The organism is Enterococcus sp. LJL90 (assembly GCF_056924355.1).
Window position 1 is genome coordinate 207,456 of the sequence record NZ_JBXPBQ010000005.1, and the last position, 14,511, is coordinate 221,966.

Sequence of the window (14,511 nt, forward strand, 5' to 3'; positions counted from 1 at the left end):
TAGATAACTTTTTTAGCAAAATAAATTCCCCCAAAAGCTAAGATAACTTAACTTTCGAGGGAGTAAATTTTTTGCATATCCTCCAGCTTAAATTGCTGTGTAGCCGCCGTCGATGATAAAGTCGGCACCAGTAGCAAAAGAGCTGACATCACTGGCTAAATAAAGCGCGATGCCCTGTAATTCCTCCGGCTTTCCTAAGCGGCGTTGCGGGGTGATTTCTTCCCATTTTTCTAAAAGCGGTTGCAGTTCTTCGGCTTCGAAAATTAAATCTGTGCCGATGTAACCAGGACTAATGGTGTTGACCCGCACGCCTCGGTCGGCCCATTCGACTGCGAGTGATTTGCTTAAATGTTTGACGCCAGCTTTGGCTGCATTGTAGGAAGCTTGCGGTTGCGGCACATTGACGATGCTGCCGGACATTGAAGCGGTATTAATAATCGAGCCGCTGCCTTGTTTTAACATGACTTTTCCTGCTGCTTGAGAGGTTAAAAAGACACCATTCAAATCTAAATCAATTACTTTGTGCCAGTCTTCCGGGCTCATCTCCTCAGCGGGAATGTTCATGGTGATACCGGCATTGTTGAAGGCAATATCTAATCTGCCAAAGGCCTGAACAATTGTTTCAATCATTTGATTGACTGAATCTGCATCGGTGACATCTGTTTGGACTGCTAAAGTTTGACTGCCGGTTGCTTGGGCAATTTCATCGGCGACCTCTTGTGCTTTGCCGCCCTCTAAATCAACGATGGCAACTTTTGCGCCGGCTTCTGCTAGAGCGGTGGCGATACTTTTACCTATGCCACCGGCTCCCCCTGTGACATAAGCTACTTTTCCGTCTAAACGCATTTTTTCAATGATTCCCATTTTCTTCGCCTCTTTTCTTAATTTTTATCTGAAAACAGCTGAGGTACAAGCTGGCTGGCAGTAAGAATCGCAATTGCTGCGTTCTTATTGGAAGTCGACCTGCCCTCAGCTGTTTACAACCTAAAAGGGTAAAACTTTATTCAATTTTTTATTTTACATTTCGTCTTCCATCGGAGTGGCTTTGACAAAATTAGCTCCTAACATGCCGGCAACAGAAGTTAAGACTAAGCCAACAACCATAGCAACAAAGGCCCAGATTGAAGCACTAGCCGTTGCATCAGTGGCATCGTCAGCTGTTTCCCGGACTTCTTGAATCGCTTCGTCTAAATCATCACGAGCTTGCGCTAGACCATCACGGGCATTTTCAATTTGGGTTTGCGCTTCTTCACTGGCAGTGTTCAAAGCAGTCACAATGTTTGTGGTTGCTTCTTGAGCTTCCTGCTGTGTTAAAGAAGTGTTAGCAGAGACCGCATTAGCAATGGCATCTTCATCAATAGCGTCGCCAATGGTCATGGCCCGCTCTTCTAAATCGGCTGACAAGTCATCAATAATTTGATCCGAATTATTTGGATTGGTTAACAATTCACGCCCGGCATCCGTAATTTGAGTAGTTGCTTCTGCCAATTCATTCCGTAAATAATCTGGTTGCAATTCAGGAATATCTGTATCGGTTAAAACCGCTTCGACATCTGTTTGCAAGGCATCCACGTCAACTGAATCGATATTATTTGCGACTTCATCAAAGCCATCAGAGATTAAATCGCCGGCTGTTGAAGCGACGTTGCCGACGCCCTCAGTTACCGCACCGGTAATGTTTCCAAATAACGAGCCAACTGCTGAAAAAACACCGACTGTCAGGTAAGAAAGCATTAAAACTAAAACAAAAGCGCTGGCTGCCCAAGATAAAAATCCATGGAGCAGGCCGACCCGCCGTTCTGCCATCCCAGCAACAAAACCGCCGCCAAAGAAAGATAAGATTAAAGTAATTGCCGTCCAAATTAATACGCCGGTTCCTACGCCGTCAAGGGGATTTGCGGCCGTTGGGTCAGTCATACCAAACCCGATAGCAGAGCTGATTAAGGATAAGGTGAAAAATAAAGCAAAGAATGTTACAACACCTGCAAAAATCGCTCCCCAAGAAATATTGTAGCCGGCCTCTCTTTCGCCTGCGCCTAAGTAGGATTTAAATCCTCTATTCATAACAAATGTACCTCCCAATAAATTTTAGTAACAGCCTTACTCTAACAAGCCAACTGTTTTTTTATCAATAAATAAAGCCAGCCGACAAGTTTACAAGGATTGTTAGCTTTCACTGTTAGAAATTTGAGATATAATTAAATAAAGGTTGTTATATCAGTGGTTTTTAACGATTGTTAAGAAAGGTTGGCAATTATTTCAAAGAGATTTCACGCAGGCTTGTCAGGAGCAGTCGGCACAAATGGAAATTCATCTAAACGCTATTTATTCAAGGGTTTAAGAGCTTTTTCATTATTAAAAGAAAACGAGGGTTCATAATTTTCTGGAAAAATCCGCTCCTTGAAGGAAAGCGGATCATCCACAAAATAATTTCTTTTAAACTGAACAGTGTCTAAAAAAAATAGCCAAAAACAAACAGTAAAGGGAAAAAATTTTACAGGCTAAAACAGCACCTTTTTTTCAAAATATATTATAGAAAGAAAAGGAACGACAGATTGAAATTTTAAGCAAGATTAAAATTAAATGAAAAAAACTTTGGCAAAAAGTGTTGACTTCTCTTTATTTGTCCTGTATTCTAATCCCAAGTTAATAATTACTTGCTCCGTTGAAGAGGAAAGTACTTTTGGGAAACTTTTAGAGAGATGCTGGTTGGTGAAAAGCATCAGTGAAACAAAAGGAAAAATGGCCTTTGAGGAGGACTGTCGATAGGTAGGCAGTCACGGTCCGCTAGTCCGATACCACTAGCACCATTCTTATAAGCAAACTTATAACGATGGATCTGAGGGAATTTTATTCCGAACAAAAGGTGGTAACACGCATCGTCGTCCTTTTACTAGAGTTAATCTGGTAAAGGGACTTTTTTTATAGCTAAAATTGCAGTGAATTGATAAGTAATAGAGCAACTCTTTTGACAGAGAGCCTTGGTAGCTGAAAAAAGGCAGAGAGAAACTTTATGAAAATGGTCAAGGAGCAATTCGTCTCAAGCAGCAAATTGTTTTAGCAAATGCTGTGAGGTGGCGACGGGAGCAACCGTTATATTGCTAGAGTATGGAAGTACTTGAAGAGGGTTTATGTCAGAGCATAAATTAAACTGAGGTGGTAACACGCAATCGCGTCCTCATACAGCTGTCAATTTTTTGACGGCTGTATGGGGACTTTTTTATTTGGCAAAGGAGAGGGAAAAATGATTGAACTGAAAAATATTGACGTGACGTTTAAAGAGAAAAAACAGGAAATTGCCGCAGTCAGGGAAGTCAACCTGACGATTGAAGACGGCGATGTTTACGGAATTGTCGGCTATTCCGGTGCTGGCAAAAGCACCTTAGTTCGTGTAATTAATCTGCTGCAGCGACCCACCAATGGCGAAGTTTTGATTAATCAGGTCAATCTGACCAAGCTGAACCAAAAGGAATTACGGCAGGCTCGCAAGAAAATCGGTATGATTTTCCAGCACTTTAATTTGATGCAGGCCCGCACGATTTTTGACAACGTGGATTTTTCTTTGCGCTATTCAAAATTGAATAAACAGGAACGCCAAGCAAAAGTCACAGAGCTATTAGAGCTAGTCGGGATTGCTGACAAAGCTCAAGCTTATCCCAGTCAATTATCCGGCGGGCAAAAGCAGCGGGTGGCGATTGCCAGAGCGTTGGCCAGTGATCCGGAAATTCTTTTATGCGATGAAGCCACTAGCGCTTTAGACCCCAAAACAACATTGCAAATCTTAGAGCTGTTAAAAAAATTAAATAAAGAGCTGGGACTGACGATTGTCTTAATTACCCATGAGATGCAAGTCGTCAAAGAAATTTGCAATAAAGTGGCGGTGATGGAGGCGGGGTTAATCATCGAAAAGGGCAGTGCGATTGACGTGTTCAGTGCACCACAGGAACCCTTGACGAAGGATTTTATTCGGACGGCAACCCATGTCGATCAAGCGTTGGCGACGATTTTGGAACATCCGAAATTTTCCGCTTTGCAGCCTAATGAATGGCTGGTGGAGCTGGCTTATGTCGGCGATGAAACTAACGAACCGCTGATTGCTTCGCTGTATAGCCGCTACCAAGTTTCCACCAATATTCTTTATGGCAATGTTGAAATTATTCAAGAAACGCCGCTGGGTAGCTTGATTGTCACGTTACAAGGTGGCTTACAGCAACGACAGCAGGCCTTAAATTATTTAGCTGAGCAGGGCGTGCGGACGCAAGTCTTGAAAAAAGAAAATGCCGCCGCAACGAATGTCTATGTGTTAGAAGGGAGTAAACAACGATGAACCTATCAGAACTTTTAGAAAAATGGCTGCCGAATGTGGTGGCCTATCCCGCAGATTTTATTGAAGCGACTTGGCAGACCTTATACATGGTCTTTTGGACGGCTTTAATTGCCGGTATATTAGGTATTATCGTGGGCGTCTTTCTAGTGGTAATTCGCCCGGGGGGGATTTTGGAAAACCGCTACGTTTATCAGCTCTTTGATAAAGTCATCAACGTGGTGCGCTCGATTCCCTTTATTATTTTATTGACTTTATTAGCAGTCGTAACTCGTTTTATCGTGGGGACGACGATTGGCGCACAGGCAGCTTTAGTGCCGCTGATTATCGGCGTGATTCCCTTTTTCGCCCGCCAAGTTGAAAATGCCCTCTTGGAAGTTGACCACGGCGTGATTGAAGCGGCTCAAGCGATGGGCACGAGTAATATCGGTATTATTTTACGCGTCTATCTGGTGGAGGGGCTACCGGGAATTGTCCGGGCCTCGGCTTTGACGATTATCAATGTGATTGGGTTAACGGCGATGGCAGGAGCGGTTGGTGCCGGTGGCTTGGGTAATCTGGCCATCACCCGGGGCTATAATCGTTTTCAAACAGATGTCACGCTTGTCGCCACTTTATTGATTTTAATCTTAGTTTTTATCAGCCAATTTATCAGTAACTTAATTATTAAAAGAGTAACTCATTAAAAAAAATAGCAAACAACCATTTGGAGGAAATTATTTATGAAAAAATTAGTTGCAGGTTTATTTATCGGATTAGCAGGACTTACCTTGGCGGCGTGCTCCACTAGCTCCGCCTCACCATCAGAAAGCTCTGGCGATGAGGCAGTGACCGTAAAATTAGGTGTCGTCGGGGACAATACGGATGTCTGGGACAGCGTTAGTGAACGCTTGGCCGATGAAGGTATCAATATTGAATATGTGAAATTTACTGATTATGCACAACCCAACGTCGCCTTAAGTGATGGTTCAATTGATTTGAACTCCTTCCAGACAGAAATTTTCCTAGATGCCTATAATGAAGAATCCGGCGATGATTTGACGCCCATCGGCTTGACGGTGATTGCGCCACTAGGAATTTATTCAGATAAGGTGACAGATGTAAAGGATTTAACAGAAGGGGCGACCATCGCCATCCCGAATGATACGACGAACGGCGGCAGAGCATTATTATTGTTGGAAACAGCCGGCTTAATTGAAGTGGATGATGCCGCCGGTTCAACGCCGACACCTTCTGACATCACAGACAATCCATTGAATTTAAATATCGAAGAAGTTGATGCTTCCCAAACCGCTCGTTCCTTGCAAGATGTCGATGCATCAGTTATCAATAGCGGCATGGCTGTGGACGCTGGCTTTACACCGAGTGAAGATGCAATCTTCCTAGAGCCAGTCAGCGAAACTGCTCGACCTTATGTCAATGTAATTGTGGCCCGCAGTGAAGATGTCGACAATGAAACCTATCAAAAAATTGTCGCAGCTTACCAAACTGAGGAAACCGAAAAAGTGATTGATGACACGTCTAAAGGCTCATCAATTGCCGCTTGGAATGATTTTGAATTATAGAATAATAATCATTGAAAAAGCTGGCTGTTTTACAGTACAGGAGTGAAGCAGCTGGCTTGCCAAATAATTTAACCAAATAAAAAATTTACTGGAGGAATTTCCATGACTTATAAAGAACAATTTGAAACATTTATCGCAGAACGCTTACCAGAATATCAAGCCTTGGCCTTAGACATCCATGACCATCCAGAAGTCAGCAATTACGAATTTTATTCCTCAGACGTTTTAATTGACCGTCTGAAAAAAGAAGGCTTTGCCGTCGAAAAAGATGTTGCCGGTCACCGAACGGGCTTTGATGCCCGCTATCAATCCAGTAAGCCTGGTCCGACGATTGCCTTTTTAGCCGAATACGACGCCTTGCCAGGCATTGGCCATGCCTGTGGTCACAATTTATTTGGCACTACTTCGATTTTAGCAGCCAGTGCGCTCAAACAAATTATTAATAAAATTGGCGGCGAAATCCGCGTTTACGGAACACCCGGCGAAGAAGGTGGCGAAAATGGTTCGGCGAAAGGCAGCTTTGTGCGGGAAGGTTTCTTTGAGGATGTCGATGCGGCGGTTTGCTGCCATCCGGGCCATCGCTATAGTTTGACAAGTCCCGGCTTAGCTAATGACCCGGTGGACATTAAATTTTACGGGCGGGCCTCCCATGCAGCGGCCGCTCCGGAAAAAGGGATTAACGCTTTGGATGCGGTGATTCAAGTCTATAACAGCATCAACGCCTTGCGGGAACATTTGCCAAGCGATGTGCGGATTCACGGTATTATCACCGACGGCGGTGTCGCAGCAAATGTTGTGCCGGAATTCGCCTCAGCTCGTTTTTATCTGCGGGCTTTAAAACGCAATACTTTAAATGAAGTGTATCAAAAGGTTGAAAATATCGTGAAGGGTGCTGCCTTAGCCACCGGAACAACTTATGAATTTGGCTTATTCCAAAATTCTGTCGATGATATCGTCGTGACGCCAGCTTTTGATGCAGTCTTTTTAAAACACCTGCGGGACTTAGGCATTTCTGAGGAGGAAATTGCCACCAAGAAACCAGATGCTTTAGGCTCATCAGATGTGGGAAATGTCAGCCAAGTCATTCCAACAATTCAACCTCTAGTCTCCATTTCGGACGACTACATCGCCGGTCACAGCATTGAATTTAAAGCGGCGGCCCGCAGTGAAAAAGGGCTAGCCTCCATCGGCATCGGAGCAGAATTATTAGCTCTCACAGCACTGGATTTGATTTTGCAACCAGAGCTATTGGCGCAAATTAAAGCGCAGCACCAAGCGGCAATTCAAACAGAAGTTTTAGTATAATAAAATACGACCTCTTTAGGCTAAAGAATCTAGCTTAAAGAGGTCGCATTTTGTTTTGAGGCAGACAAAGCAAGTCTGACTGCTTGTTTTTTTATTTCAGCTGCCAATCAAAGTTGGCAAATTGTCATTTTTTGTGGTGCTTATTCCACATCGATTTTGCGGTACAAGTCGATGATTTCTTTAGCTAAGTCAGTAAAAGCAATCGCTGTCATTAAATGGTCTTGTGAGTGAACAGTTAGCAATGTCACTTCCATGTGATTGCCTTGGGCTTCTTCAGTTAACATATTGGTTTGAGAATGGTGAGCTTGCACTAAAGATTGTTCAGCATCGACGATTTTTTGGTCAGCTAATTCAAAGTTGCCTTCTTTGGCTGCTTGAATGGCTTCCATTGCATCGCTTTTAGCATTGCCTCCGTACATAATTAAGCCCATGATTGCTTCTAAATTTTGTTGATCTTCCATCGTTGTTCCCTCCAAATTTTGTTATTTCATTAAACTTTCAGCTTGGTCTAGCACTTTTTCGCCATTCATCATGCCGTAATCAGACATGTTGATAACGTCCAAAGGAATGCCCAATGGTGCTAATTTATCAGCGAACTGATTTTTCATAAAGCGCACTTGCGGGCCTAAAAGTAAGACATCAATATTTTTGCTTTCGATATTATTGTCCGCTTCAGAAGCTGACACTGCAAAAATATCTGCATCCAGGCCGCGTTCGTCCGCCGCTTTTTGCATTTTTGTTACCAGTAAACTCGTACTCATGCCGGCTGAACAAACTAGCATAATTGTTTTTTTAGCCATTGTTATCACTCCCTATATTTTTGATACCTTCTTATCATAATCTAATCTAAGCAGAAAATCAAAGCCGCTTTTTGAAAAATTTTTCCAAAAGGCTAGAACAGCAATCTAGAGAAAAGTTTCAAAGAGGCGGCTTGCTTTTTTATGGTTAACGTAGTGTTTCTTTAAAGGCCGCTACATCCTTCACGCTCAATGAACGGATAAAGGCTACCAACAGCTGAATGGTTTGCCGATAATCCTCTTGGTGAATCAATAAACGGGAAGAGTGCATGTAACGGGTGGGCAGAGAAATAGTCATGGTGACAACGCCCTCCATCGCCTTGTGAATATTACACGCATCGGTGCCGCCGACAGTCATAAAGTCATAGCGAACATTTAAATTCTGTTCTTTAATAATTGTTTCCATGCGCTCTAGTAAACCACGATTGGCAATCGTCAAGGAATCTAACACTGCTAAAATACAGCCATCACCTAATCGCAGCCCGTCTTTATCAAAGGGGGTGTCTTTTGCTGTGGTGACATCTAAAGCAATCGCAATATCAGGCTTGATGCTATGAACGGCCGTACGCGCGCCGCGAATGCCGACTTCTTCTTGGACGGTTGCCGCAAAATAAACATTTGCCGCAATTTCAGATTGCGCTATATTACGTAGCACTTCTAAGCTTGTGCCTAGACAAATTCTGTCGTCCCAGGCTTTGCCCATTAAATATTCAGGGTCATTCATTTGCCGAAATTGTGTATTTGGCGTAATCATATCGCCCACGGCAATTCCCAGCTCGTTAATTTTTGCAGCGCTGCTAACCCCCATGTCTAAATAGAAATCCATCGGTGCAAAGACTTTATTTTTTTCTTCAGCGGGCATTCCGTGGGGCGCCCGACTGCCAATAACCCCAATATATTTTTGACCAGTGGCGGTGGTGATTTTCATTTCTTGGGCGGGCATTACATGGCCCCACCAACCACCAACAGGTAAAAGATAAAGATAGCCGTCAGGTGTAATTTTTCGCACCATAAAGCCGACTTCATCCATGTGGGCGGAGAGCATAATTTTCGGACCGGGACCTTTTTTGTGCAAAATCAAAGAACCCAGATTATCATAAAAATACTCATCGACTAACGGTGCGCCGTAGTTTTTGACGACACGGGAGACTTCCCGTTCACAACCGCCGATACCATCGGCTTCACTTAAATTTTTCAGGAGCTCAAGGTCAATTGCTTGAATTGTCATAGTGAGGCCTCCTAACGATTTTCTTCTTGATAAGCTATGATTTTTTCAGGGGTCAAGGCTTTCAAGAAGGCAGCTAAGGCAGCGGCGATTGCTTGATAATCTGTTTGCCTTGCGACTTGTAAACCAGCATCTAAATTGCGCAGAGCTTGCCCGATTAATAAAGTCGGGCAGCCGGTCCGCAATTTATTGATCCAGCCGGCATCGGAGCCAGTCAAGGAATAATAATTTTGATAAGCAATTTTTTCTGTATCACACAACTGACGGAGCACACTTAAAAGCAAACGATTTGGTAAAACGGAGGGGTCGTAGTAGGTGAGCAATAAGCCCTCACCTAAAATCCCTTGTTGGTCAGTCGCATCTGTTTGATAATCCCACGCCTGCTGCGTATCCAGCATCAGCGCTAAGTCAGGTTGAACTAAATTGGCGGCGGTTTGGGCGCCGCGGGTACCGACTTGTTCCTGCACTGTACAGCCGACATATAAATCAAAAGGCAGAGTCACATCAGCTAATGCCCGCAGGATGTCAATTGTTTGACTGACGGCCAAGCGACCATTCCAATTTGCAGCATACCAAGTTTCCTGATTTTCTGAAGTGAAAAAATCAGCCGCTAAAGTAATCATATCGCCGACCATGATTTCCTTAGTCGCCGCTTCGGCTTCTGAAATAAAGCCAAAATCCAAGAGTACATCGCCGGTTTTGCCTAAAGCAGTGCCAGCTTGGTCTTGCCCTAGGATGACGCCGGTGAACGTTTTTTGACTGCGGGTCATTAGTTTAACTTTGGTTCCCAATAAAGCTTTGTCGTTAAATTGCCCCAGCGCCAAAGCTGTTAAAGTACCATTTGCATTAATTTTTTTTAAAATAAAGCCTAATTCATCCATGTGGGCGTTGACCATTACCCGCAGCTGACTAGCGCCGTTACCTTTTTTCAACGCATAAATGGAGCCCAGATTGTCATAAATAATTTCGTCACAGTAAGCTGTGTACTGTTCCTTTAAAAAATGGGAAATATATTTTTCATTGCCTGCAATACCCGGCGTTGTAGCCAGAGCCCGCAGTTGTTCAACTAAGTCCAACTTTTTTTCCTCGATTCTCTTAATAGCAATATTCAGCAGTAAAGGCCGTGGTGTCTTCCTGATTGACTTTCAGCTGGCAAAGTTTCAGCATTGTTTCCATTGATTCCGTCAAGCCAGTGCCGCCTTTTTTCGGCATTTTAACAATGTCGACTTGGTCTTTGTACAATTCAATCGCTTCGGCACATTCCTGAGACATGGCGGCAATCACCGGTTTGTGGAGCTTATCAGTAATCGTCGCCGCCACTTTGCCCGCCATCAAGCCGTATTTATCATAATTAAAACAAGGCCCGCAAATGACGACATCGGGATTTAATTTTTTAACCATTGCAGTTAATTTCAAGGCATTGGTTTCAGCATCTGCGGCGAAATAATCATCGCCGCAATACAAGGTTGCCATGACTTCGCCGTTGACCGCTCCAAGATAATTTTCAAACATCTGGACCGAGCCAATCGCCATATATTTGCCGCCCAAGGGTTGGTCGCCTTTTTCAGCGCCACCTAAACCGGCTTGAATTTGATCGAGTATAAAAATAATTTTCATGTCAGCCACCTCCTATAAGTCTTCGATTGAAATATCGTCAAAGGAAATTTCTTCTTCGGCTAATTTTTCCGCTGCCGCATCGGCTTCGTCTTGAAGATATTGTTTGTCTAACGTTTTAATGAATGGGTAATAGATTAGACAGCCAAGAGCCAGCAGAACAAACTGCCATAAAGCGGCCACTAAACTACCGGTACTCAAGTAACCAGAAAAACCAATCGGAGTGGTCCATGGTAGCGAAACACCCGTTGTATAAGGAATCAGACCAATTTTTGTAACAAAAGTTGACAGCAGTAGGTTAACTGTTGGTGTCAAAATAAACGGAATGATGATAATTGGATTTAAGACGACTGGTAAACCGAAGATAATCGGTTCATTGATACCAAAAATTCCTGGAACAATCGATAGTTTTCCCAGTTCTTTAATTCGCCGGGATTTACAGAAGAGCATCATCACGATAATTAATGAAAGGGTCGAACCGCCCCCGCCGAAATTGGTAAAGAAATTAGAAAACGGATCGGTAAAGATATTTGGTAAAGTAGTGCCGGCTTGGAAGGCATCCAAGTTTTCCATTGTTAAAATTTTGGTGATTGGAGCAAAAACGGAATTGGCTACCGCCGGACCATTAATGCCAAAGAACCAGAAAATAGTACAAGCCAAGCTGTAAATAATTTGCGCCGTCAAAGTATTACCGGCCCCCCGCAAAGGTGTTTGCAGGACTTCAAAAATAAAATTGTGGGCGGTTTCAAAGGAAGTCATCCCAAATAAAATATTAACTAAGAAGAAGGTCATCATAACTAGCGCACTTGGAACTAAAGCGGCAAAGGATTTAGTAACTGCTGGCGGCACACCGTCAGGCATTTTAATTGTCCAACCCTTTTTAGTCGCATAGGAATAAATAATTACTGAAACAAAAGCGACAACTAAACCAACGAAAATCCCATTGGTACCCAGATGGTCAAAGGACAAACCGCTTACCGGATCTGCAACACCTTCAATAAAAATTTTGTTGGGTGTTAAAATCAAAAAGCCAATCGCTGCCACAGCGGCTGCTTGAATCGGGTCGCTTTTTTTCTCCCGGGCATAGGCATAAGCCGTGCCAAGACAGGAGAAGAAGCCAACGGTATTAAAGACAGAACCGGAGACTCTTGTAATCCAAGATTCCCAACCAGTTCCAAAAATTCCCGCCCAAAATTCAGACCAGCCGGTGATCGGGAAATTGGCGATTAATAAAAAGATTGATCCGACGATTACCAAAGGGGTCGTGATTAAAAAGCCATCACGAATGGCAATCAGTGCTTTGTTCTGGCCCAGTTTAACGGCAACTGGCATCAAAACATTTTCCAACTTACTAAACATTTTTTATCCTCTTTTCTTATTTTATTTAAACGATTAATCGATTGGTGCCTTAATCCGTTTTTCGTATGCGGCGAGCCATTCTTGGGTAATTGGCTCAATTATTGTTTGCTCGTCTGCTCCCATGTTGGCGATGAAAATTTGGCTGTCCTCACCGTTGGCAGCGACGGAAAAAGTAAATTCAACATTGGTGGCAACGCCCCATTCACCCTTGGGATTCATGGCGACTAACGAAAAGGCGCCGGCTTTGCCATAGCGTTTTTTTAACTTATGATGGAAGCGATAGACCGCTTCGTCGCAAGCCTGTTGCGGAGCTAAGCCCTCAGACATTTTGCGGACAATTTCATAGGAGAGACAGCCCTTCATCAAATCTTCTCCCAAGCCTGTGGCAACGGCACCACCGACTTCACTGTCAACATAAAAGCCGCTGCCGGATAAGGGCGAATCGCCAACCCGACCAGCTTGCTTCATAAACAAGCCTGAGCTGGAGGTACCGGCACACATTTTGCCAAATTGATCCAGAGAGACCACGCCGACGGTATCATGTCCGTCATAAGGGTCTAAATTATGTTTGGAAATTTCCTCCACCCGTTGTTCCCAGATTTTTTTAGCTCGGGGGGTTAACATGTTGCAGCGCTCAAAGCCCGCCAACATGGCATACTCAGTCGCTCCTTGACCAACCCGAAAGCTGTTAAATTTTTCATCGCTCAATTTACGGGCAACTGAAATCGGATTTTTAACATCGACAATACCTGCGACAGCGCCAATTTTAAAGGAGTCGCCATCCATAAAAGCCGCGTCCATTTCTAAAATTCCGTGGGCATTGGGCAGACCGCCGTAGCCGACCGATTTGTAATAAGGATAATCTTCGACGGCTTTGATCGCCGTCTCGACTGCGTCTCCGGCTGTTCCTCGGTTTGCTAATAATGCGGCGGCTTTTTGCACGCCGTCATCGGCCATCCGCCATGTTGCTATGGTTCCCCAACTCATATTGATTCCTCCAATTTTATAAATCAGCAACTGCTAAAGCGCAGATTGCCTTGAGATAAATTTCCATATTTAAAAATAAATCTTTTTTCGCCATATACTCATTTTTATTGTGGGCAATGCCTTTTTGTCCGGGAAATGATGGACCAAAGGCGACAATATTTGGCATTGAGCGGGCATAAGTGGCTCCTGTCGTTGTCACCGGCGTCCCATCTAAACCGCTAGTTTCTTCATAGACTCGTGATAAAATTTGAATGCCGGCAGCTTCTTTAGAAATCATATGACTTTTGATACGGCGAGTGACGTTTAGCTGACTGTCTTCTGGAATCACTTGCAAAAGTCTAGCTGTGACATCTTCTTCAGAAAAAGTTACTGGATAACGAACGGCAAAATCTAAGACCAGCTGCTTCCCATCTTTTTGCAGCTGATAAGGCGTAATCATCAATTTACCAGAATCGGCATCTTCAAAGGCAATGTTCAAACCTTCGCCGGTGTGCTTTTGATGGAAACTTGTGTAGAGCCAAGAAAAATAAGTTGCAACTTCTGTTGGCAAAGCCGCTTCATCTAGTAATTTTTCCGCCAAAAGTGTTATGGCATTTAAGCCTAAATCAGGGGCGTTTGAAGGGGCTCGTTTACCAACTGCAGAAAAAGTTTTTCCTTGATAGGTGACAGAGAGTTCATCGGGGACGTGGTCGCGAGCTTGGTCGCCGTTAAAAGCACCAAGGTCAGAAAGAGCGCTCTCAGAAAAAGCAGTCCTCAATTGATAATTTACAACTCCCCGTTCTCCGTAAACAACTGAATATTTGCCGTCCGGCGTGAAACCAAATATCGGCGGCTGTTCCTCCGCTAAATACAGTGGTAAATCAGCCGAACCACTTTCTTCGTCCGTTCCGAAAATAATGCGAATCTGCCGTTTCGGCTGAAAGCCGGCGTCCTTCAAAAGCTTCAAAGCAAACAGACAGGCGAGGATTGGACCTTTATTATCTAAAATGCCCCGTCCATAAAAATTTTCGGCATCTTCGCTTAAATCAAAGGGCGGATAATCCCAACCGCTACCGGCTGCCACGACGTCCAAATGCCCAACGACTCCGATATACCCGCGGCTCTCACCAAAAGCGGCATAGCCAACGGCATCACCGATGGTCTTTGTTTTAAATCCGTAGCCCTCTGCCAATTTCAGCGTTTGTTCTAAAGCTGCCCGCGGCCCTGAACCAAAGGGCTCGCCAGTAGCGGCTGGTCCTTTAACGCTAGGAATCTGCAGGACACTTTTTAAATCTGCTAAAAATTCCGCAGCATGGTCTTGAATCAGCTGCTGATAATTCAGTTCATTCATTGTGA

The 14,511-nt window shown here is 43.9% G+C and carries 14 protein-coding genes and 2 other annotated features; of the genes, 4 read left to right on the forward strand and 10 right to left on the reverse strand.

The window, feature by feature from the left end:
- Window positions 1-87 precede the first annotated feature (87 nt).
- Window positions 88-864, reverse strand: a complete 777-nt coding sequence (locus AC1Z3S_RS12845) for an SDR family oxidoreductase (RefSeq protein WP_461740693.1) — start codon at window positions 862-864, stop codon at window positions 88-90.
- Between the two features lie 153 nt (window positions 865-1,017).
- Window positions 1,018-2,064, reverse strand: coding sequence for a YrzE family protein (locus AC1Z3S_RS12850; protein ID WP_461740694.1), 1,047 nt, complete (start codon window positions 2,062-2,064; stop codon window positions 1,018-1,020).
- 592 nt (window positions 2,065-2,656) lie between these two features.
- Window positions 2,657-2,893 (forward strand) — a binding site (T-box leader).
- Between the two features lie 37 nt (window positions 2,894-2,930).
- Window positions 2,931-3,183, forward strand: a binding site (T-box leader).
- A gap of 61 nt (window positions 3,184-3,244) precedes the next feature.
- Here AC1Z3S_RS12850 and AC1Z3S_RS12855 point away from each other — a divergent pair.
- From AC1Z3S_RS12855 to AC1Z3S_RS12870, 4 genes are all read left to right on the forward strand, one after another.
- Complete coding sequence (locus AC1Z3S_RS12855) at window positions 3,245-4,327, forward strand: methionine ABC transporter ATP-binding protein (RefSeq protein ID WP_461740695.1); 1,083 nt, start codon at window positions 3,245-3,247, stop codon at window positions 4,325-4,327.
- Window positions 4,324-5,010: a methionine ABC transporter permease gene (locus AC1Z3S_RS12860; protein ID WP_461740696.1), complete on the forward strand. Its 687-nt coding sequence runs from the start codon at window positions 4,324-4,326 to the stop codon at window positions 5,008-5,010. Before AC1Z3S_RS12855 ends, AC1Z3S_RS12860 begins: the two co-directional genes overlap by 4 nt.
- Before the next feature lie 36 nt (window positions 5,011-5,046).
- A complete protein-coding gene (locus AC1Z3S_RS12865; RefSeq protein WP_461740697.1) occupies window positions 5,047-5,889 on the forward strand; it encodes a MetQ/NlpA family ABC transporter substrate-binding protein in 843 nt (280 codons plus the stop codon).
- A 102-nt stretch (window positions 5,890-5,991) separates the two neighbouring features.
- Complete coding sequence (locus AC1Z3S_RS12870) at window positions 5,992-7,194, forward strand: M20 family metallopeptidase (protein ID WP_461740698.1); 1,203 nt, start codon at window positions 5,992-5,994, stop codon at window positions 7,192-7,194.
- A gap of 140 nt (window positions 7,195-7,334) precedes the next feature.
- On the opposite strand, the gene AC1Z3S_RS12875 is transcribed toward AC1Z3S_RS12870, so the two are convergent.
- The 8 genes from AC1Z3S_RS12875 to AC1Z3S_RS12910 form a co-directional block, all read right to left on the reverse strand.
- Window positions 7,335-7,655: a PTS lactose/cellobiose transporter subunit IIA gene (locus tag AC1Z3S_RS12875; RefSeq protein WP_265459798.1), complete on the reverse strand. Its 321-nt coding sequence runs from the start codon at window positions 7,653-7,655 to the stop codon at window positions 7,335-7,337.
- Between the two features lie 21 nt (window positions 7,656-7,676).
- The gene (locus AC1Z3S_RS12880; protein WP_461738011.1) at window positions 7,677-7,994 is read right to left on the reverse strand and encodes a PTS sugar transporter subunit IIB; all 318 of its coding nucleotides are present in this window, start codon (window positions 7,992-7,994) and stop codon (window positions 7,677-7,679) included.
- A gap of 145 nt (window positions 7,995-8,139) precedes the next feature.
- The gene (locus AC1Z3S_RS12885; RefSeq protein ID WP_461740699.1) at window positions 8,140-9,219 is read right to left on the reverse strand and encodes a M42 family metallopeptidase; all 1,080 of its coding nucleotides are present in this window, start codon (window positions 9,217-9,219) and stop codon (window positions 8,140-8,142) included.
- Window positions 9,220-9,230: 11 nt separating this feature from the next.
- On the reverse strand, window positions 9,231-10,292 hold the full coding sequence (locus AC1Z3S_RS12890) for a M42 family metallopeptidase (RefSeq protein WP_461740700.1): 1,062 nt from the start codon (window positions 10,290-10,292) through the stop codon (window positions 9,231-9,233).
- Between the two features lie 19 nt (window positions 10,293-10,311).
- A complete protein-coding gene (locus AC1Z3S_RS12895) occupies window positions 10,312-10,833 on the reverse strand; it encodes a GrdB-related putative oxidoreductase (protein WP_265459802.1) in 522 nt (173 codons plus the stop codon).
- Between the two features lie 12 nt (window positions 10,834-10,845).
- Window positions 10,846-12,189, reverse strand: coding sequence for a PTS sugar transporter subunit IIC (locus tag AC1Z3S_RS12900; protein ID WP_461740701.1), 1,344 nt, complete (start codon window positions 12,187-12,189; stop codon window positions 10,846-10,848).
- Between the two features lie 33 nt (window positions 12,190-12,222).
- Window positions 12,223-13,176 carry a glycosylasparaginase gene (locus AC1Z3S_RS12905; protein ID WP_461740702.1) on the reverse strand — a complete coding sequence of 318 codons (954 nt, stop codon included), beginning with the start codon at window positions 13,174-13,176 and terminating at the stop codon, window positions 12,223-12,225.
- A 16-nt stretch (window positions 13,177-13,192) separates the two neighbouring features.
- Window positions 13,193-14,506 carry a Sapep family Mn(2+)-dependent dipeptidase gene (locus tag AC1Z3S_RS12910; RefSeq protein WP_461740703.1) on the reverse strand — a complete coding sequence of 438 codons (1,314 nt, stop codon included), beginning with the start codon at window positions 14,504-14,506 and terminating at the stop codon, window positions 13,193-13,195.
- Window positions 14,507-14,511: the final 5 nt, after the last annotated feature.